The sequence below is a fragment of the Methylobacterium sp. W2 genome (assembly GCF_020662345.1).
Taxonomy (GTDB): Bacteria; Pseudomonadota; Alphaproteobacteria; order Rhizobiales; family Beijerinckiaceae; genus Methylobacterium.
On sequence record NZ_VMOA01000001.1, the window covers coordinates 123,701 to 142,736 of the forward strand.

Genomic DNA, 19,036 nt, shown 5'->3' on the forward strand with positions numbered 1-19,036 from the left:
GAATGTCGGTGATCGAAACTATAGAAAAACAATCTTGAGTGTGGATGCGCCAAGGACAACAACTCCGAAAAGCAGCGCGCAGGAGATACGATACAGGGCGAGCGCACGCTCCACATCCTGAGGGCCCGCTTCGGCCCGGCCATCGCCCATCCAGGCATCGTCCACGATCTCGGCGCCGTACATGCGTGGCCCCGCCAGCCTCAGGCCGAGCGCGCCCGCCATCGCCGCCTCGGGCCAGCCGGCATTGGGCGAGCGATGTCGGCCCGCGTCGCACCGGACGGCGCGGAACGCCCCCGCTGCTGAAGCACCGGGATGGAGGAGGGAAGCCGCTACGATCAGCCCCGCCGAGAGCCGCGAGGCCGGGAGGTTGACGAGATCGTCGAGGCGGGCCGAGGCCCAGCCATAGGCCTCGTGTCGGGGCGTGCGATGGCCAATCATGCTGTCGGCGGTGTTGATCGCCTTGTAGAGCGCACCTCCCGGCAGGCCGCCGATCCCGATCCAGAACGCGGGCGCCACGATCCCGTCGGAGAAGTTTTCGGACAGGCTCTCGATGGCGGCGCGGCAGATGCCGGCTTCGTCGAGGCTTTCCGGGTTGCGCCCGACGATCATCGCGACCTCGCGTCGTCCTCCCGCCAGCCCCTCGTCGCGGAGGCCCATGGCGACGCGAGCCACATGGTCGTGGAGGCTGCGCTGCGCCGGCAGGCTTGCGCAGGCGAAGCCGAGGAGCAGCAGGGCGGGGAGATAGCCTGTGGCGGCGGCGAGCGCCGTCCCGGCGACGGACATGGCTCCGACCGTCCCCAGAAGGATGAGGAGGCCGAGGATCCCGGCCGCGCGCCGCCGTCTCGCGCTGCCCGCATTGAGGGTCCGGTCGAGCCCGCCGATCAGGCTGCCGATCCAGGTGACAGGATGGCCCAGCGCCCTGTAGAGCCGATCCGGATAGCCCGCCGCCGCCTCGATGGCGAGGGCGAGGCCCAGCACCACGAGCGTGTCCGGCGGATGGGCGAGGGCGGTCCAGGTCATCTGTTCGGGAATGGGGTTCGGTGCGGGAGAGTGATGGGAACGCGATGAGCGGGACGGAGGAGGCGAGCGAGCGGGAACGGCCCATCGCCCATGGGGGCGATCTCGATGCCGCCCAGGCGCTGTTCCCGCACGCCGAGCTGCCCTGGATCGACCTTTCCACCGGGATCAATCCGGTCCCGTATCCCTGTCCGCCGCTGGAGGCCAGCGCGTTCCGGCGACTTCCCTCCCGCGCCGACCTGAACGCCCTGTGCGCCGCCGCTGCCCATGCCTATGGCGTCGCCGATCCGGCCCGGATCGCGGCGGCGCCCGGCACGCAGATCCTCATCGAGACGCTGCCGCGCCAGAGGTCGCATTCGCGCGTGGCCGTGATCGGCCCCACCTATGGCGAGCACGAGGCGGCCTGGCTCCGGGGCGGCCATGCCGTGACGGTAGTGCCCGATCCGGCGCAGGCCGAGGGGGCGGACGTCGTCGTCGTCGTCAACCCGAACAATCCCGATGGCCGGACCTGGGAGGCCTCCACGCTTCTCGACCTCGCGGGACGACTCGCCCAGCGCGGAGGCTGGCTCGTCGTGGACGAGGCCTTCATCGACCTCGAGTCGGTCGAATCCCTCGCGCCGCGAGCGAGTCCCGGTCTGGTGGTGCTGCGCTCCTTCGGCAAGACTTATGGGCTGGCCGGCATCCGCCTCGGCTTCGCTCTCACGGAATCGGCGCTCGCCCGGCGGATCGCGCAAGCGCTGGGACCCTGGGCGGTGCCGGGACCGGCGCTCGCCATCGGCCGGGCGGCGTTGTCCGATGGGGCCTGGCTGCGGGGGGCGGCCATCGCCCGTCACGCCGATGCGCTGCGCCTCGATCGGTTGCTCGCCTGCCGGGGAGGGCGCATCGTCGGCGGCACCTGCCTGTTCCGCACGGCCGCGTTCTACGATGCGCCGGGCTTGTTTCTGCGCCTCGGCGAGGCCGGCATCTATGTCCGCCGATTCGAGGCCAACCCGCACTGGCTGCGCTTCGGCCTGCCGGCGGACAAGGGCGAATGGTGCCGCCTGTCCCGTGTCCTCAAACCCGCCTGATCAGGCGGGCTTCGTCCGCGACCGGTCGAAGATCGCCACGAGGAGGCCACCGCCCGAGAGCAGGGCGCCGACCGCGCAGACGCCGGGCCACCCCGCTATCAGGAAAGCCTGCGAGCCGGCGAAGGCCCCCAGCGCCCCGAACACGAACATCACCGTGAACAGCACGGTGTTGACCCGGCCCCTGGCGCCGGGAACGAGGGCGTAGGCTCGGGTCTGGTTGGCGATGAGCGCGCCGTTGAGGCCGATATCGATGAGAAGCACCCCGATGGCCACCGCCACCAGCGAGACCTCGCCCCCGAGCCAAAGCACGAGGAACGAGACGAGGACGAGGGCACCGCCGGTGACGACCACCGGCCGGGCGCCCTTCCTGTCGGTGTAGCGCCCGGAGAGCGGGGCGACGAAGGCGCCGCAGACCCCGATCACCCCGAACAGGCCGGCGCCGGCGGCGGTGAGATCGAAGGGCGGGGCTTCCACTAGCAGGGCCAGGGTCACCCAGAACGCGTTGAAGCTCGCGAACAGCAAGCCCTGCGAGAGGCTGGCGTTGCGCAGGATGGGCTGCGTCTTCACGAGATGCAGGATCGACAGCATCAGCGCGCGGTAGCGCAACGGCTTGGTCTGCTTCGTCTTCGGCAGGGTCGCGGCCGCCACGGCGGCGATGACCAGGGCCACGACAGCGGCGGCGAAGAACACCGCGCGCCAGCCGAAATGCGCGCCCACGAAGCCGCTCACCGTCCGGGCGAGGAGGATGCCGGTGAGGAGGCCCGTCATCACCTGCCCGACCATCCGGCCGCGGCTCTCATCCGGAGCGAGTTCGGCGGCGAAGGGGACCGCCTGCTGTGCGGCCGAGGAGAGGAACCCGATGAGGAGGCAGGCGATCGTCAGGAAGGCGAGGGTCGGCGCCAGGGCGGCACCGAGGAGCGCTACGCTCAAGCCCAGCAATTGCGCCACGATGAGCGTCCGCCGCGGCCAGGCATCGCCCAGGGGCACAAGGCCGAGGATGCCGAGGCCGTAGCCCACGAGGCATGCGGTGGGAACGAGGAGCGCGGCGCGCTCGCCGAACTCGCTCACCAGAACCGCGAGAAGGGGCTGGTTGTAGTAGATGTTGGCGACGGCGCCCCCGGCGATCAGGGTCAGGCCGAAGCGCGCCCTGGCGGTGAATCCGTGGCCGGAACCGGTATCGGGTTGCATGGTCACGCTCGCACCGGAAGGGTGCCGCCCGTCGCGCCAAGCCGATGAAGAAGCAATGGACTATTCCTCATCCGATGGGGCGGGTCCGTGGGCGACTGGATGGCCGTGCCCCCGGTTAGGGGCGGCAGCGCGCGGGAGCAACCCGCAGGCGCGCGAAATGGTCCCAGGTCGGAGAGCGGGTCGCGATGGACGGCAGCCTTCCATCGGATGCGTCGGTCCCCATATACGAATCGTTACCGGATAAAGACTTGGCGCGTCTCTGTGACGAAGTCCCACTTGGCAGGAGCCAAGTCGTTCTGCCACACTCTCGACTGTCGAGACGAGTCGATCTTCAAATCCCGGGGACAACATCGCGTATCGACAACGGAGTTTGGAATGCCGAATTACCGAGTCAGCTTCGCCAAGCAAATCCTCGGCGTGCCGTTCACGATCGGATGCGTCGAGATTTCACGGGCGCGTGATCCTCGCCGGGCTCAGCGCGCGGCGGAACTTCGTTTCGCGCGCCAGCATGGGGTTGAGGATTGGCGTGAGCGGGCCGATCGTGTTGCCATTGAGGCCGCTCAAGGCTGAGATATCGGGTTATGGCCTCCGTAAGTGGGGGGGCGGACTTGGGAAAAGACGGGTTTTTAGTTCTCGCCCCGTCGACCCGTTCGTCGCGGCTGCGGCATGGTTCCACGGGTAAGGCCCTGGCTCTCGGACGCCCCCCGTCATAGACTGCAGCGCGCACGCGTTGCGTTCCGCCGGATCGGCATCTTGCGGAACCTGTGACAGGGTCAAGGAGCAGGCGGCGAGCCATGGCGGCGATCTCGTTTTTCGGCGACCTGCTTCAGACTATCAGCGACCGTGGTCGCGATCTCATCGGGATCGGCCGCGGTGACCTCGCCTCGAAGGCCAATGCGCAGGAGCTCATCAAGCTCTGCGAGGATCTGATCTCCCGGCGCGGCGAGGCGTCGGGCGTGGCGCTCGCCCGCCTCATCCTGGAGCGCTACGCCAGCCTCGCGCGGGCCGAACGGCTGGTCTTCCTGCAAGGTGTCGCCATCGTCTTCGGTGCCGATCACGAGTCGGTGGACGAGGCCATCGCCGCCTACCGCCGGGACCCGAGCCGTGCCGCCCTCGGCGTGCTGCACGAGGCGGCGGAGCCGCGCAGCCAGGAGCTCATCCGTCGGCTCAACCTCGCCCGCAACGGCACCCTCGCTTTGGTGCGGATGCGGGAGGACCTCTTCGTCCTGCGCAAGGACCTGCGCGGGAACGAGGCCGACCCCGACCTCGTCGATGCCGTCGACAGCCTCGACAGCGATTTCGAGCACCTGTTCGCGTCGTGGTTCAACCGGGGGTTCCTGGTGCTGCGCCACATCGACTGGACCACCCCGGCCCATATCCTCGAGAAGATCATTCGCTACGAGGCGGTGCACGAGATCGCGGGCTGGGACGAGTTGCGCCGGCGTATCGAACCCACCGACCGGCGCTGCTTCGCCTTCTTCCATCCCGCTTTGCAGGACGAGCCGCTGATCTTCGTCGAGGTGGCGCTTACGGGCGGCATCGCGCCGGCCATCGCGCCGATCCTGGCGCATGGGCGCGAGCCCCTGCCCACCCAAGCCGCCACCACCGCGATTTTCTACTCGATCTCGAACTGCCAGAAGGGTCTTGCCGGCGTCACCTTCGGTAATTTCCTGATCAAGCAGGTGGTGGAGGATCTCGCCCGCGAGATCCCGAGCCTCAAGACCTTCGTCACGCTCTCGCCGGTGCCCGGCTTCTCCACCTGGCTCGACCGCGAGCGCCGCTCGGATTCCCCGCAGGGCCTGACCCGTGACGATATCGAGGCTCTGCGGGCCATCGACGAGCCGGGCTGGCACGCCGACAAGGCCAAGGCCGATGCGGTGAAGAAGGCGATGATCCCCGCCGCCGCCGCCTATTTCCTGCGGGCCAAGAACGAGCGCGGCAAGCCCCTCGACCCGGTAGCGCGGTTCCACCTTGGCAATGGCGCGCGGCTTGAGCGGCTGAACTTCCTCGGTGACGTCTCGCCCAAGGGGCTCGGCCAGTCACGCGGGCTGATGGTCAATTACCTCTATGATCTTTCTGCCATCGAGAAGAACCACGAGACCTATGCCAATCTCGGCACCGTGGCGGCATCGAGCAGCGTGAGCCGAGAACTCAGGACCAACCTGCCGCCGATTCGCGCCGTGGCGCTGGCCGAGGCTTGATTTCGCGGCGTCGTCCGGCCACGGCTGTCCGTTCGATCACGGCTGGACGACGTCATGCGTAACCATCTCTTCGACCTCATCCGGGCGAGCCTGCCCGCCGATCCCGCCTCCCGGACCTTCCTCGAGACCTGCGACGGCGCACGGATCAGCTATGCTGACATGCTCGACCGCTCGGCCGCCTATGCCTCCGCCCTGACTGCGCTCGGGGTCAAGACGGGCGATCGCGTCGCCGTCCAGGTCGAGAAGAGCGCCGAGGTGGTGTTCCTCTATCTTGGCGCCGTTCGCGCCGGCGCGGTCTTCCTGCCGCTCAACACCGCCTACACGGCCCCGGAGATCGCGTATTTCCTCTCGGATGCCGAGCCGACCCTGTTCGTTTGCGATCCCGCCCGGCTCGCCGCGCTTGAAGCGGTCGCCGTCGAAGCGAAGGTGCCCGCCCTGCGTACCCTCGATGCGGCGGGGCGCGGCAGCATGGCCGAGGCGGCGGACATGGCCGGCATCGCTTTCACGGATGTGGAGCGCGGCCCCGACGATCTCGCGGCGATCCTCTACACGTCGGGCACCACCGGGCGCTCCAAGGGCGCCATGCTCAGCCACGACAACCTCGCCTCCAACGCTGTGACGCTGGTGAAGGCCTGGCGCTTCACCGCCGACGACGTGCTGATCCACGCCCTGCCGGTGTTTCACACCCATGGGCTGTTCGTGGCCACCAACATCGTGCTGCTCGCCGGCGCCACCGCGATCTTCCTGCCGAAATTCGATCCGAAGCAGGTCTTGCCGCTGCTGGCGCGGGCCACCGCGATGATGGGTGTTCCGACCTTCTACACCCGCCTTCTCAGGGAGCCCGGTCTGAACCCGGAGGCGGTGGCGACGATCCGCCTGTTCGTCTCCGGCTCCGCGCCGCTTCTCGCCGAGACACACCGGGAGTGGCAGGCCCGCACCGGTCACGCCATCCTCGAACGCTACGGCATGACCGAGACCAACATGAACACCTCCAACCCCTATGACGGCGAGCGCATCGCCGGCACGGTGGGTATGCCGCTTCCGGGGGTGTCGCTCAGGGTGGTCGATCCCGAGACCGGCCGGGCGTTGCCCACCGATGCGGTGGGGATGATCGAGGTGAAGGGGCCGAACGTGTTCCAGGGCTATTGGCGCATGCCCGAGAAGACGGCGGCCGAATTCAAGGCGGACGGATTCTTCATCACCGGCGATCTCGGCAAAGTCGACGAGCGCGGCTACGTCCACATCGTCGGGCGCGGCAAGGATCTCATCATCACCGGCGGCTACAACGTCTACCCGAAGGAAGTGGAGAACGAGATCGACGCGCTGCCGGGTGTGGTCGAATCCGCCGTGATCGGCCTGGCCCATGCGGATTTCGGCGAGGGCGTCACGGCCATCGTGGTCGCCCGCCCGGATGCGCCGGGAGAGCGGGAGATCCTGCAGATTCTCGAAGGGCGGCTCGCCCGCTTCAAGTGCTCCAAGCGCGTCCTCTTCGCCGACGAGTTGCCGCGCAACGCCATGGGCAAGGTGCAGAAGAACCTCCTGCGCGAGGAGCATGCCGGCCTCTACGGGGCCTGAGGGCCGGGGCGACGGAACGCTTTAGCGGGACGACGGTTCTCGTCATCGAACGGCCAAGCTCGCGCCGTCTCCCTCCCGGTTGCCGTCATGTCTTCGTCTCAACCTCACCAACCCGAGCCCACGGGGTCGGGCTCTGCCCAGTCCCTGGCCTGGACCCTGGCCATGGGGGCGGCCCTCGTCGCCCTGTCGCTGGCGCCCCGGTCGCGCCGCCGACCGCAGGACGAGGGCAAGCCCGTGCCGCGCCGCGACGAGGGCGCCCGCTCGCATAGTGGGCGCAGCGCCGAATGGGTGGCGGCCACGCAGGTCCATCGCGGCCGGGCGGCGGGCAGCCCCACCGAGATCACACGTGCCGGGTGGAAGGACATCGCCGTCCGCGTCTACCTGGAATTCAACAAGGACCGCGTGCTCGCTGTCGCCGCCGGGGTCACGTTCTTCACCCTGCTGTCTCTGTTTCCGGCCATCGCCGCCCTGGTCTCCTGCTACGGTCTCGTCGCCGATGTGGGCGCCATCAACGAGCACCTCTCCAGCATGCGGGGCGTACTGCCCTCCAGCGCCATCGACATCATCGGCGAGCAGGTGAAGCGGATCGCCGCCAAGGATAACGGCACCCTGGGCCTGACCTTCTTCTCCAGCCTCGTCCTCTCGCTGTGGAGCGCCAACGCCGCCATGAAGGCGATGTTCGATGCGCTCAACGTCGTCTACGAGGAGGAGGAAAAGCGCTCCTTCGTGATGCTGAACCTGCGCTCCCTGACTTTCACCGTCGGGGCGCTGCTCTTCACCATTCTGGCGCTCACCAGCATCGTCGTGCTGCCGGTCATCTTCAATTTCTTCGGGTTCGGGCAGGGGGCGAGGCTCATCGCCCTGCTGCGCTGGCCCTTCCTCCTCGTCGTCCTGCTCGGGGGGCTCTCGCTGCTCTACCGCTATGGCCCGAGCCGGGAGCGGCCGCGCTGGCGCTGGGTCGGCACGGGCGGCGCCGTCGCCGGCCTGCTCTGGCTCGCCGCCTCGATCCTGTTCTCCTGGTACGTCGCCAGCTTCGGCAATTACAACGAGACCTACGGCTCGCTCGGCGCGGCCATCGGCTTCATGACCTGGATCTGGATCTCCACCACGATTGTGCTCCTCGGCGCCGAGATCAACGCCGAGATGGAGCACCAGACCGCCCGCGACACCACCACCGGCCCGGAAAAGCCCATGGGCGAGCGCGAGGCGCGGATGGCCGATACGATCGGCGCGGCGGCGTGACAGGGTGCCGGATTGCCTGCGAATGCCTATCTCTCCGGAATATTCCGCAGAAACGGAGGCGATCATGAGCGAGACCGAGGCAGACATTGGCCAGCGCACCGAAGCCGAGTGGCGCGAGATCCTGACGCCGGACCAGTACCGGGTCCTGCGCGAGCACGGCACGGAGCGGGCCGGGACGAGCTGCCTTAACGCCGAGAAGAGGCCCGGTACGTTCCACTGCGCGGGCTGCGATGCGCCGCTGTTCGAGAACGCCACCAAGTTTGAATCCGGCACCGGCTGGCCGAGCTTCTTCGATCCCCTCGACGGCGCGGTGGAGACGAAGTCCGACCGCAGTCACTGGATGGTGCGGACCGAAGTGCATTGTGCCCGCTGCAAAGGTCATCTCGGCCATGTCTTCGACGATGGTCCGGCGCCGACGGGGCTGCGCTATTGCATGAACGGCATTTCACTGCGTTTTGAGCCGAATACCTGAGCCCATTGGTATGAAAGGCAAAAAATCGCGAGGGGCCATACGCGTATGGCCTTGATTTAGTCCCATTGTTTCTTAGTCGAAAGACCGTGGCCTTCTGCCTTGCGCGCCCTCGGGCTCGCCAGGTGTAAGGTTGGCTTCATTGGTACGGTCCGTGCCGCCCGGTTTCCACAGGTCGGGCGTTCCGTCGCCGCCGAAACAGGGTATGGCTACGAGTAGGGCTAGAGACTGCGCCCACGGCACGATGCTCCCGAGGGACTGCAGCCGTGACGAGCCGATCCGGGGGGAGAAGAGTACATGAGTGTCGTTCGTCGGTTTCTGGTTGCGCCCTCCCTCGTCCGCCTGATCCGCAAGGAACGCGGCAGCTCAAAGATCACCGAGGGCTATTTCGCTCCCCAGGCCGGTCGCACGTCCTATGTCCGCGTCGATGGCCAGAATTGTCATCTCGTCCTCGTCACCACGGCGCCGGACGGATCGTCGAGCGAGGAGCGGACCGACGTTCCGCGCGCCCATGGCGACGCGCTCCTCGATGTATGCTCCGGCAAGGCGATCTATGATCGTGCTGTCATGGCCCTCGGCAACGGCCGCGAGGCATTTGTTGACCGCTACGCGACGCCGGGGGCCCTCGACCTGCTCAGCGTTGTGTTCGACGAGCCCGGTCAGGCCGCTGCTTTCGTACCCCCGGCCTGGTTCGGCGAGGACGTCTCCGAGAATACCGCCTATGACCGGCATGCCGTGGCGATCCAGGGCGTACCTCAGACCGGCGAGGTCGCTCTTAGCAATGCCGCCCTCGAGGCGATCCTCGATCTGCTCGAGCCTCGCTTCGGCTTCGGCCGCTTCAATGCTCCGCCGCCGAAGGCCGTCGAGGACGAGGCGGCCCTACGGGCGAATCGCCGTGCCACAGCTCAGGCAGCCAAGGCCGCCGCACCCGCTGCCGTCCCGGTGGAAGAGCCCGCACCGCAGCCCGTCGCCGAAGAGCGCAGCGAGGAACGACGGGAAGAGCCAGCCACCGAGGAAACGCCCACCGCCGAGGCTCCGATCCGGACAGACGCCCGCATCGACGACGTGATCGAGAGCCTGTCCCAGGCCCTCGGAGCGTCGCAGCCGTCCCGCGCTGCAGGCCGCAACGACGATCCGGCCGCCGAATTCGAGCGCTGGACCGTGCGTCCCCGCCGCACTCCCCAGACCTGAATGATCGAAACCGGAGATGGGGCAGGCTCATCTCCGGGCTGCTTGGAACGCACCAGCGGCGCCGGGGATATTCGGCAAAGTCGGCGCACGACAATGGTATGCAATAACGCGGTATAGCCTCATCGCGTTACAGAAGCGGCTCATCCTCACGGTTTCGGCGAGAAATAAAGATTATCGCTCATAGCCTCGTTGAGGCGAGGGATTAAACTCGCTAGCGTCTCGGAAAGACAGACGAGCGTGCGCCCGAAGAGGCGACTGTGAGGGAACATGGCCCAGACCACCGTTCATGCCGGAGGCAGCGCGCCGGCAGTACCGACACCTCACGAACCTTGGTACAAGGTCCTCTACATTCAAGTGCTGATCGCCATCGCGCTCGGCATCCTGCTCGGATATCTGCATCCCGAATGGGGCAAGTCCGTCAAGTGGCTGGGCGACGCCTTCATCGCACTGATCAAGATGATGATCGCGCCGATCATTTTCTGTACCATCGTGCACGGCATCGCCTCTATCGGCGACTTGAAGAAGGTCGGTCGCGTAGGGTTAAAGGCGCTGGTCTATTTCGAGGTTGTCTCCACGATTGCGCTTCTCATTGGCATCCTTGTCGGCGAGGTGGTGAAGCCGGGAGCCGGTTTCAATGCCGATGTGACCAAGCTCGACGGTAAATCGGTGGAGAAATACGCCAAGATCGCGGCCGACGATTCCGTCACCGGCCACATTATGGCGCTGATCCCGAAGAGCTTCTTCGATGCCTTCGCCACGGGCGACCTGCTGCAGGTCCTACTGATCTCGATCCTCACCGGTGTCGTCGTCACCGGCATGGGCAAGCGCGGCGAGGCGATCACCCACGCCATCGACACCGCGGGCCAGGTCTTCTTCCGCATCATCGGCCTTGTGGTGAAGCTCGCGCCCATCGGTGCCTTTGGCGCCATGGCTTTCACCATTGGTCAGTACGGCATCGGCAAGGTGATCGATCTCGCCTGGCTCGTGGGCACCTTCTACGTCACGGCCTTCCTATTCGTGGTCCTGGTTCTGGGCGGCATCGCCCGCGTGGCCGGCTTCTCGATCTTCAAGTTCCTGGCCTATATTAAAGATGAGCTTCTCATCGTGCTCGGCACCTCGTCCTCCGAGACGGTGCTGCCGCACATGATGACGAAGATGCGTCGCCTTGGTGCCTCGGATTCCGTCGTGGGCCTCGTGATCCCCACCGGCTACTCGTTCAATCTCGACGGCACCAACATCTACATGACCCTGGCGACGCTGTTCCTGGCCCAGGCCGTGGGCGCTGACCTGTCCTTTGCCCAGTACGCCACCATCATCCTCGTGGCGATGTTGACCTCGAAGGGGGCTTCGGGCGTCACCGGCGCCGGCTTCATCACCCTTGCGGCCACGCTCAGTGCCATCCCCAACAACCCGGTGCCGGTGGCCGCTATGACCCTGATCCTGGGTGTCGACAAGTTTATGTCGGAGTGCAGGGCCATCACCAACCTGATCGGCAACGGCGTCGCCACGGTGGTCGTCAGCCGCTGGGAGGGGGAACTCGACCAGGAAAAACTGAACCAGGTCATGGCGCATCCCTTCTCCATCGGCACCGACATCTCGGACCACGCACCGAACATGGACCAGGAGCCCGCTCCCCGTCCGGCCGTCGCCGCGCAGTAGAGCCGCATCGTGGACCCGGCGCGCCTGCGCATCGGGATCGACCTCGGCGGCACCAAGATCGCCGGCATCGCCCTCGATGCCGGCGGAGCCGTTCGTGCCGAGGCGCGGATCCCGACCCCGCGAAACGATTACGCCGCCACCCTCGACGCGATCGTCGCTCTCGTCCTGCGCCTGGAGCGTGACGCCGGCGGCGTCGGCAGCATAGGCATCGGCATGCCGGGCGCGATCACGCCCGGCAGCGGCCTCGTGAAGAACGCCAACTCGGTCTGGCTGAACGGCAGGCCCTTCGTCATCGATCTCGAGGCACGGCTCGGCCGACCGGTCCGCGCCGAGAACGATGCCAATTGCCTCGCCGTTTCCGAGGCGGTGGACGGGGCGGGCGCGGGCGCGCGGGTCGTCTGGGCCATCATCCTCGGGACCGGCGTCGGTTCCGGCATCGCCATCGACGGGGTCGCCCTGTCGGGTGCCAACCGCATCGCCGGCGAATGGGGCCACAATCCGCTTCCCGCCCCCCGCGACGATGAGCGGCCCGGCCCAGCCTGCTATTGCGGCCGGCATGGCTGTATCGAGACATGGCTGTCCGGCCCCGGCCTCGCCGCCGATCATGCATGGCGGACCGGCGCAGTCGCTTCGACCGGCGAGTCCGTCATCGCCGCCGCGCGCGCCGGTGATGCCGCCGCATGTGAGAGCATCGGCCGCTATCGGGAGCGGCTCGCGCGTGCGATGGCGGGCGTGATCAACATCTTCGACCCCGACGTGGTGGTCCTCGGCGGCGGATTGTCGACGGTGCCGGAACTGACCGCCGATCTGGCTGCAGCGATCCTTCCGCACGTCTTCTCCGGGGAATGCGGGACGCCGATCCGAATGAGCCGCCACGGCGACGCATCCGGTGTGCGGGGTGCAGCCTGGTTATGGGGCATCCCCGCCTGAACCTCTCCCCATCGCGCCCCGTAGCCGGTATGGACGGGGACAATCACACAACGACGTGAGCGTAACCCCATGACGACCCTGGCTTCCCTCGATCCCGCCGCCCGCGACGCGCTTCACGCGAAGACTCGCGAGGCTTACGAGGCCTTCAAAAGCCGCAGCCTCAAGCTCGACATGACCCGTGGCAAGCCGGCGCCGGAGCAACTCGACCTGTCGAGCGCGATGATGGCGCTGCCCGGCAACGGCGATCATTTCGCCGAGGCGGGTGACGATGCGCGCAACTATGGCGGCCTCCAGGGATTGCCGGAGGCGCGCGCTCTCTTCGCGCCGATGGTGCAGGCGCCGGCGGCCCAGATCGTCATCGGTGACAATTCGAGCCTCGCGCTCATGCACGATTGCATTGCCTGGGCCCTGCTGAAGGGCGTCCCCGGCTCGGTGCAGCCCTGGTCGAAGGAAGAGGAGCCGGTCTTCCTCTGTCCCGTCCCAGGCTACGACCGTCACTTCGCGATCTGCGAGGCCCTGGGCATCCGCATGTTGCCCGTCCCCCTGACCGGTCAGGGACCGGACATGGACGTCGTCGAGAAGCTGGCCGCAGATCCGGCCGTGAAGGGCATGTGGTGCGTGCCGAAATACGCCAATCCGAGCGGCGAGACTTATTCCGACGAGACCGTCCGGCGTCTGGCCTCGATGAAAACGGGCGCTCCCGACTTCCGTCTATTCTGGGACAACGCCTACACCGTCCACCACCTCACCGCCACGCGCCACCCCCTCGCCGACATCCTCGCCCTCTGTGAGGAGGCCGGCCATCCCGACCGGCCCTTCATCTTCGCCTCGACCTCCAAGGTCACCTTGGCGGGAGCGGGCATCGCCGTGTTCGCCTCCTCCCCGGAGAACGTGCGCTGGTTCCTCGGCCGCTCCTTCTTTCGCACCATCGGGCCGGACAAGCTGAACCAACTGCGCCACGTCCGCTTCCTGAAGGACATGGCCGGCATCGAGGCGCATATGGACAAGCAGCGCGCTCTGATCGCACCGAAATTCCAGGCCGTCCTCGACGCTTTGGAGGCCCGGCTCGGGGGAACCGGCGCAGCGACCTGGACGACGCCCGAAGGCGGTTACTTCATCACCGTCGATACGGTGGACGGAGCGGCCCAGCGCACCGTGGCGCTGGCCAAGGAGGCCGGCATCGCCCTGACGCCCGCCGGTGCGACCTCGCCCTACGGGCGCGACCCGCACGATCGTACCCTGCGTCTTGCGCCGACCTTCCCCTCGCTCTCGGACGTGAAGGCGGCGGCGGAGGGGATCGCGCTCTGCATCCTCCTCGCCGGACTCGAGACTCAAAAGGCGGCCTGACGCGAGCTGCGATTCCCGACATATCCCCTCGTCCTGCCTGGGCGGGGGCTCTTCCGGGAAAGCGCGTCGAGGCGTCGACTGAAGGGCGGACAAGCCTCCCGGAGCCCCCCTCACTCTCGCTGATCGGCAATGACGTTGCGATCCTCCGCCACGCATTGGCGCGCGGATTCCAAGTTCGTGGGATCAGGTGGTAAAGCGCGGTCGCTCGGCCTGCGACAAGGGCCGGATACGTCGCCGCCCGAGGGGCGGCGACAATCAAGCTGGACTCTATGGCCTCAGCGGAAGCCGCCGACCCGGCGGTCGCGCTTGCGCTCGGCGGCGGGCTGATACGCGATCTCGGCGTGATGGGTGCAATAGGGCAGGCCGGTGATCGAGCGATCGCCGCAATAGTGGAATTCCGGCGAGGTCGGATCGCCGAGGGGCCAGCGACACATGGATTCGCGCAGATCCATGATGGTTACACGCTTGGACACGGCAAGCGGCGTGCTTAGGGCGGCGACCACCGTATTCGTCTCGGGAAACAGCGGGCTCGGTGCCGAGACGGGATCGGCCACGGTCGCGAGCTCTACGACGTTGTCGGCCTCGGCTTCACGAACAGCGGGCTTTTTCCGGCCATTGCCGGGCGAATCCGCCGCCTTCACGCGGCCCGACAGACCCAGCCGGTGGACCTTGCCGATGACGGCGTTACGGGTGACGCCGCCGAGTTGCGCGGCGATCTGGCTCGCGCTCAGTCCCTCGTCCCAGAGACGCCGCAGCACGTCGACACGCTCGTCCGTCCAGCCAGCACCGGTTTCCGTCATCGCCCCCTCCGACATCCGCTCGATTCCCCCGACCGACACGGGACGATCCTTGCGACGCCTCGCATGGCCACTCCGCCCGCTGCCATACAGATGGTGGTCGCGCAGGGCATCCTTACGACGACGATCGGAACCGTACAGGACGGCTCGACACGGATGCAAGAGCGCCTGGAAGGAGGGGGGGACTTTCCACCGGCAAACCGTCGGAGGCGTTCCGCATGTACCCCGAAAGAGCCGGCCGAGACGCGGCTCCGCCATGAGTGCGACGGCGCAACCCTCGCCAGCATCGGACCGATCCTCCTACCGGCCCAGCTTCCCCTTGACCTGCCGCGGGATCGGGCGAGAAGCGCGTGTTTCACCACGAGCCGAGAAGTGAGAGGCAGGTCATGGCCGCGACCGATCCGACCGAGGGACGCCGCCCCGGCGAGGTGCCGCCGCGCCTCGAGACACGCGGGCTCAGCGTCGATTTCGGCCGCAAGCACGCCCTCGACGACGTCTCCCTCGCGGTCCGGGCGGGAGAGATCATCGCGCTTCTCGGTGATTCCGGTTGCGGCAAGAGCACCCTGCTGCGGGCGGTGGCGGGGCTCGAACAGCCGAGCGGCGGGCTCGTCCTTCTCGATGGACAGGCGATGAGCGCCCGGGTGCCTCCGGAGGAGCGCGGCGTCGGTCTGATGTTCCAGGATTACGCCCTGTTCCCCCATCTCACTGTCATGCAGAATGTCCGCTTCGGTCTCCACCGGCTGCGCGCTGCCGAGGCCGATGCCGTCGCAAAGGCGCGGCTGGAACAGGTCGGCCTCGCCGACCGGGCCTCGAGCTATCCCGGCTCGCTGTCGGGCGGCGAGAGCCAGCGTGTGGCGCTCGCCCGCGCCCTGGCGCCGGGGCCGCGCGTGCTGCTCCTCGACGAGCCGTTCTCCAATCTCGACCGGCGCAACCGCGATCGGGTCCGGGCCGACACGATCTCGGTCTTGCGCGCCACCGGCGCCACCGCGCTCCTGGTGACCCACGACCCGGAGGAGGCCCTGCTGGTGAGCGACCGGATCGTCCTGATGCGGGACGGGCGCATCGTCCAGATCGGCACCGGCGCGGATCTCTACCAGCGCCCCGTCTCGCGTTTCGCGGCGAATTTCTTCGGCGATCTCATCACCTTTCCCTCCCGCTGCACGAACCGCGCTGCGGCTACGCCACTTGGTGTGTTTCCGGCGCCGGGCATCGCTAGCGGTGTAAGGGTGGCTGCCTGCGTCAGGCCCGAGGCGATCTTGCTCTCCGACGCCGAGGCCGGCCATCCGGCGCGGGTGATCCGGCGGCGTTTCCTCGGACCCGTTGCGGAACTAACCCTGGTGGCAGATGGCTTTACCGAACCTTTCCGCCTCACGGTCTCCGAAGAAACAGCAGTAGAGGAGGGCGATCGTGTCGGCCTGACCCTCGCTAAGGGGGCGGTATTGGTTTTTCCCGTCGAATTGGATTAACCAAGCCTGGCTGTTCGTGTTTGGCAATATTCAGAAGCATAGTTTTTAACGATAATAAACTGAAGACATAAGTCTTGCTTTTCTCGTGAGGATGCGGCCCAGAACCGTTCGCCACGGGAAAAGGGATGGACGTCATGGTCGGTTGGGTCTCGAAATGTCTGGTCGGCAGCGCGACGGTTTTGGCCTGGATCGCCGGAGCGACGGCTGCCGAGGTCAACATCTACACCACCCGCGAGCCCGGTCTGATCAAGCCCCTGCTCGATGCCTACACCGCCAAGAGCGGCGTCACCGTCAACACCGTCTTCGTCGAGAAGGGTCTCGCCGAGCGCGTGGCCTCCGAGGGCGAGCGTTCCAAGGCCGACGTACTGATGACCGTCGATATCGGCAATCTCATCGAGCTCGTGGATCGCGGCCTCGCCCAGCCGGTCCGCACGGAGACCCTGGAAGCCGCCGTTCCGGCGCCCCTGCGCGATGCCGGCGGCCTCTGGTACGCCCTGTCCATGCGCGCCCGCGTCGCCTATGCCGACAAGGATCTCGCGGAGAAGGCCCTGACCTACGAGGATCTCGCGGACCCGAAATGGAAGGGCAAGCTTTGCCTGCGCTCGGGCCAGCATCCCTACAACACAGCGCTCATCGCCCATTATATCGTCAAGCACGGGCCGGATAAGGCGAAGGACTGGCTGACGGGGGTGAAGGCCAACCTCGCCCGCAAGCCGGCCGGCGGCGACCGCGACGTCGCCCGCGACATCCTGGCTGGAACCTGCATCATCGGGCTCGGCAACTCCTACTATGTCGGGCTGATGCGCTCGGGCAAGGGTGGCCCGGACCAGCAGAAATGGGGAGACGGGATCAAGGTCGTGCTGCCCGTCTTCACGAGCGGCGGCACCCATGTGAACGTCTCCGGTGCCGTGGTCGCCAAGAGCGCGCCGAACCGCGACGAGGCGGTCAAGCTTCTCGAATATCTCGTCTCCGACGAAGGCCAAGGCCTCTATGCGAAGGCCAATTTCGAGTATCCGGTGAAGGCGGGCGCGCCGATCGACCCCCAACTCACGGCGCTCGGCCCGCTGACCATCGATACCGTGCCGCTCGCCGAGATCGCCCGGAACCGCAAGGCGGCGAGTCTGCTGGTGGATACGGTGGGCTTCGACAACTAAAGCCCCGGCCGATGACCGCTGCCGTCGAACTGGCCCGATCGCAGACTGCGATCGGATCCGAGGCCGCTCCGAGGGCGGCGCCGCGCCTGCGCGCCGCCCCCGTGGCCTGGACGGCGGGAGCTCTGGCCCTCGCTGCCCTGATCCTCAGCCCGGTGGTGTCCCTGGCGCTGACGGCGGCGGATGGGACGAGCGAGGTCTGGCCGCATCTCCTGGCGCATGTCCTGCCGCAGGCAATGGTCACCACGGCATTGCTCGTCAGCGGCGTCGGCCTCCTCGTCGTCATGCTCGGGGTCGGCTCGGCCTGGCTCGTCTCGGCCTACGCGTTCAAGGGGCGCCGCCTCTTGGAAATCGGGCTGCTGCTGCCCCTGGCGGTGCCGACCTACATCGTCGCTTTCGCCTATCTCGACCTGCTTCACCCGATCGGCCCGATCCAGAGCACCCTGCGCGAGCTTCTCGGCGTGGCGCGGCCGAAGGATCTGCTGCTCCCGGAGATCCGGTCCCTGCCGGGTTGCATCCTGCTCCTCGGCTTCGTGCTCTACCCGTATGTCTATCTGCCGACGCGTGCGCTGTTCCTGATGCAGGCGGGAACCCTCATTGAGGCGGCGCGCATCCTCGCACGGTCGCCGACGGCGGTTTTTTTCCACGTCGCCCTGCCGCTGGCACGCCCCGCCATCGCCCTCGGCACCAGCCTCGCCCTGATGGAGACGCTCAACGATATCGGCGCCGCCGAGTTCCTGGGCGTGCGGACGCTCACGGTCCAAGTCTACGCCACCTGGATCAATCGGTCCGACCTGCCAGGCGCGGCGCAGATCGCCCTGGTCATGCTGGCGATGGTGCTCCTGCTGCTGGCGGCCGAGCGCTGGGGACGACGCGGGCGCGGCTATGCCGGAACGGCGCAGCGCCAGCGCGGCATGGCCCGCCATCGTCTGTCCGGTGCTTCGGCCATGGCCGCCTTGTGCCTCGGCCTCGTCCCCATCGCCATCGGCTTCCTGATCCCCGCGGCCTATCTCGTCCATTCCGCCATCGCCCGCGTCACCCGGCTCGGATTTCCCCGGGGCGTCATCGCCGAGGCGGGCAACACCTTGCTCTATGCCGGCCTCGCCACCCTGCTCGCGGCCGCCTGCGGGTTCCTCGTCGCCGCCGGCCCCCGCCTCGTGGCGCGGCGTTTCGGGCAGGGGCTGGTCCGCATCGCCGCCCTCGGCTACGCGCTCCCCGGGGCGATCCTGGCGATCGGGCTGCTAGGCCCGCTGGCGCTTGCCGATGCCTCCCTGTCCCGCATCACGACGGCGCTCTTCGGCGTCGCTCCGGCGATCATCGGCGTCGGCGCGGGCGGTGCCCTCGTCATCGCCTATCTCGTGCGCTTCCTCGCGGTCGGTGTCGGGGCCTGCGAGGCGGGCCTGGCGAAGGTGCCGGGCTCCCTCGGGGAGGCCGGGCGCATGCTCGGCCGTGGCCCCGTCGGCACGCTGATGCGCGTGCACCTGCCGATGACATGGCCGGCTCTGCTCAGCGGTGCGCTCCTCGTCTTCGTTGATTGCGTCAAGGAACTGCCGGCGACCCTGCTCTTGCGCCCGCTCAACGTGGAGACCCTGGCGACGCACCTTTATGGCGAGGCGCTGCGCGGCACCTACGAGGACGGCGCGGTCGCCGGCCTCCTCATTGTCGCGGTCGGTCTGATCCCGGTGGCGCTGCTCATGCGCCTTGGCGCGGCGGAGCGCGGCCCAAGGGGCGGGTAA

At 67.6% G+C, this 19,036-nt stretch carries 16 protein-coding genes; 13 read left to right on the forward strand and 3 right to left on the reverse strand.

Annotation, left to right across the window (positions count from 1 at the left end; translation table 11 throughout):
- Positions 1-18 precede the first annotated feature (18 nt).
- Positions 19-1,020 carry an adenosylcobinamide-phosphate synthase CbiB gene (cbiB, locus tag FPV16_RS00575; protein ID WP_227435327.1) on the reverse strand — a complete coding sequence of 334 codons (1,002 nt, stop codon included), beginning with the start codon at positions 1,018-1,020 and terminating at the stop codon, positions 19-21.
- Positions 1,021-1,064: 44 nt separating this feature from the next.
- Here cbiB and cobD point away from each other — a divergent pair, with 44 nt between their 5' ends.
- Positions 1,065-2,084, forward strand: coding sequence for a threonine-phosphate decarboxylase CobD (gene cobD, locus FPV16_RS00580; RefSeq protein WP_227435329.1), 1,020 nt, complete (start codon positions 1,065-1,067; stop codon positions 2,082-2,084).
- On the opposite strand, the gene FPV16_RS00585 is transcribed toward cobD, so the two are convergent.
- Positions 2,085-3,272 carry an MFS transporter gene (locus FPV16_RS00585; RefSeq protein ID WP_227435331.1) on the reverse strand — a complete coding sequence of 396 codons (1,188 nt, stop codon included), beginning with the start codon at positions 3,270-3,272 and terminating at the stop codon, positions 2,085-2,087.
- 375 nt (positions 3,273-3,647) lie between these two features.
- On the opposite strand from FPV16_RS00585, the gene FPV16_RS00590 reads away from it, so the two are divergent.
- The 9 genes from FPV16_RS00590 (at position 3,648) to FPV16_RS00630 (ending at position 13,886) form a co-directional block, all read left to right on the forward strand.
- Positions 3,648-3,842, forward strand: coding sequence for a hypothetical protein (locus tag FPV16_RS00590; RefSeq protein ID WP_081739535.1), 195 nt, complete (start codon positions 3,648-3,650; stop codon positions 3,840-3,842).
- Between the two features lie 224 nt (positions 3,843-4,066).
- On the forward strand, positions 4,067-5,473 hold the full coding sequence (locus tag FPV16_RS00595; protein WP_227435333.1) for a malonyl-CoA decarboxylase: 1,407 nt from the start codon (positions 4,067-4,069) through the stop codon (positions 5,471-5,473).
- A 54-nt stretch (positions 5,474-5,527) separates the two neighbouring features.
- On the forward strand, positions 5,528-7,048 hold the full coding sequence (locus FPV16_RS00600; protein WP_227435335.1) for a malonate--CoA ligase: 1,521 nt from the start codon (positions 5,528-5,530) through the stop codon (positions 7,046-7,048).
- Positions 7,049-7,210: 162 nt separating this feature from the next.
- Positions 7,211-8,290 carry a YihY/virulence factor BrkB family protein gene (locus FPV16_RS00605; RefSeq protein ID WP_227435532.1) on the forward strand — a complete coding sequence of 360 codons (1,080 nt, stop codon included), beginning with the start codon at positions 7,211-7,213 and terminating at the stop codon, positions 8,288-8,290.
- Positions 8,291-8,354: 64 nt separating this feature from the next.
- On the forward strand, positions 8,355-8,762 hold the full coding sequence (gene msrB / locus FPV16_RS00610; RefSeq protein WP_227435337.1) for a peptide-methionine (R)-S-oxide reductase MsrB: 408 nt from the start codon (positions 8,355-8,357) through the stop codon (positions 8,760-8,762).
- Positions 8,763-9,056: 294 nt separating this feature from the next.
- Positions 9,057-9,950, forward strand: coding sequence for a hypothetical protein (locus tag FPV16_RS00615; protein ID WP_227435339.1), 894 nt, complete (start codon positions 9,057-9,059; stop codon positions 9,948-9,950).
- Positions 9,951-10,217: 267 nt separating this feature from the next.
- Positions 10,218-11,609, forward strand: a complete 1,392-nt coding sequence (locus FPV16_RS00620; protein ID WP_227435341.1) for a dicarboxylate/amino acid:cation symporter — start codon at positions 10,218-10,220, stop codon at positions 11,607-11,609.
- 9 nt (positions 11,610-11,618) lie between these two features.
- On the forward strand, positions 11,619-12,539 hold the full coding sequence (locus FPV16_RS00625) for an ROK family protein (protein WP_227435343.1): 921 nt from the start codon (positions 11,619-11,621) through the stop codon (positions 12,537-12,539).
- Positions 12,540-12,608: 69 nt separating this feature from the next.
- On the forward strand, positions 12,609-13,886 hold the full coding sequence (locus tag FPV16_RS00630; RefSeq protein ID WP_227435345.1) for an aminotransferase class I/II-fold pyridoxal phosphate-dependent enzyme: 1,278 nt from the start codon (positions 12,609-12,611) through the stop codon (positions 13,884-13,886).
- Positions 13,887-14,161: 275 nt separating this feature from the next.
- On the opposite strand, the gene FPV16_RS00635 is transcribed toward FPV16_RS00630, so the two are convergent.
- Positions 14,162-14,686, reverse strand: a complete 525-nt coding sequence (locus tag FPV16_RS00635; RefSeq protein ID WP_413629142.1) for a GcrA family cell cycle regulator — start codon at positions 14,684-14,686, stop codon at positions 14,162-14,164.
- 383 nt (positions 14,687-15,069) lie between these two features.
- Here FPV16_RS00635 and FPV16_RS00640 point away from each other — a divergent pair, with 383 nt between their 5' ends.
- The 3 genes from FPV16_RS00640 to FPV16_RS00650 all read left to right on the forward strand — a co-directional run bounded on the left by FPV16_RS00640 (position 15,070) and on the right by FPV16_RS00650 (position 19,036).
- Positions 15,070-16,149: an ABC transporter ATP-binding protein gene (locus FPV16_RS00640; RefSeq protein ID WP_227435348.1), complete on the forward strand. Its 1,080-nt coding sequence runs from the start codon at positions 15,070-15,072 to the stop codon at positions 16,147-16,149.
- 125 nt (positions 16,150-16,274) lie between these two features.
- Entirely contained in the window at positions 16,275-17,303 is a 1,029-nt protein-coding gene (locus FPV16_RS00645) for an extracellular solute-binding protein (RefSeq protein WP_227435350.1), read from the forward strand.
- Positions 17,304-17,314: 11 nt separating this feature from the next.
- Positions 17,315-19,036: an ABC transporter permease gene (locus FPV16_RS00650; protein WP_227435352.1), complete on the forward strand. Its 1,722-nt coding sequence runs from the start codon at positions 17,315-17,317 to the stop codon at positions 19,034-19,036.

What these genes read in the sequence shown, in the direction of transcription:
- cbiB (WP_227435327.1), bottom strand. Translation starts at nt 1,020, where the DNA reads ATGACCTGGACCGCCCTCGCCCATCCGCCGGACACGCTCGTGGTGCTG.
- cobD (WP_227435329.1), top strand. Translation starts at nt 1,065, where the DNA reads ATGAGCGGGACGGAGGAGGCGAGCGAGCGGGAACGGCCCATCGCCCAT.
- FPV16_RS00585 (WP_227435331.1), bottom strand. Translation starts at nt 3,272, where the DNA reads ATGCAACCCGATACCGGTTCCGGCCACGGATTCACCGCCAGGGCGCGC.
- FPV16_RS00590 (WP_081739535.1), top strand. Translation starts at nt 3,648, where the DNA reads ATGCCGAATTACCGAGTCAGCTTCGCCAAGCAAATCCTCGGCGTGCCG.
- FPV16_RS00595 (WP_227435333.1), top strand. Translation starts at nt 4,067, where the DNA reads ATGGCGGCGATCTCGTTTTTCGGCGACCTGCTTCAGACTATCAGCGAC.
- FPV16_RS00600 (WP_227435335.1), top strand. Translation starts at nt 5,528, where the DNA reads ATGCGTAACCATCTCTTCGACCTCATCCGGGCGAGCCTGCCCGCCGAT.
- FPV16_RS00605 (WP_227435532.1), top strand. Translation starts at nt 7,211, where the DNA reads ATGGGGGCGGCCCTCGTCGCCCTGTCGCTGGCGCCCCGGTCGCGCCGC.
- msrB (WP_227435337.1), top strand. Translation starts at nt 8,355, where the DNA reads ATGAGCGAGACCGAGGCAGACATTGGCCAGCGCACCGAAGCCGAGTGG.
- FPV16_RS00615 (WP_227435339.1), top strand. Translation starts at nt 9,057, where the DNA reads ATGAGTGTCGTTCGTCGGTTTCTGGTTGCGCCCTCCCTCGTCCGCCTG.
- FPV16_RS00620 (WP_227435341.1), top strand. Translation starts at nt 10,218, where the DNA reads ATGGCCCAGACCACCGTTCATGCCGGAGGCAGCGCGCCGGCAGTACCG.
- FPV16_RS00630 (WP_227435345.1), top strand. Translation starts at nt 12,609, where the DNA reads ATGACGACCCTGGCTTCCCTCGATCCCGCCGCCCGCGACGCGCTTCAC.
- FPV16_RS00635 (WP_413629142.1), bottom strand. Translation starts at nt 14,686, where the DNA reads ATGACGGAAACCGGTGCTGGCTGGACGGACGAGCGTGTCGACGTGCTG.
- FPV16_RS00640 (WP_227435348.1), top strand. Translation starts at nt 15,070, where the DNA reads ATGGCCGCGACCGATCCGACCGAGGGACGCCGCCCCGGCGAGGTGCCG.
- FPV16_RS00645 (WP_227435350.1), top strand. Translation starts at nt 16,275, where the DNA reads ATGGACGTCATGGTCGGTTGGGTCTCGAAATGTCTGGTCGGCAGCGCG.
- FPV16_RS00650 (WP_227435352.1), top strand. Translation starts at nt 17,315, where the DNA reads ATGACCGCTGCCGTCGAACTGGCCCGATCGCAGACTGCGATCGGATCC.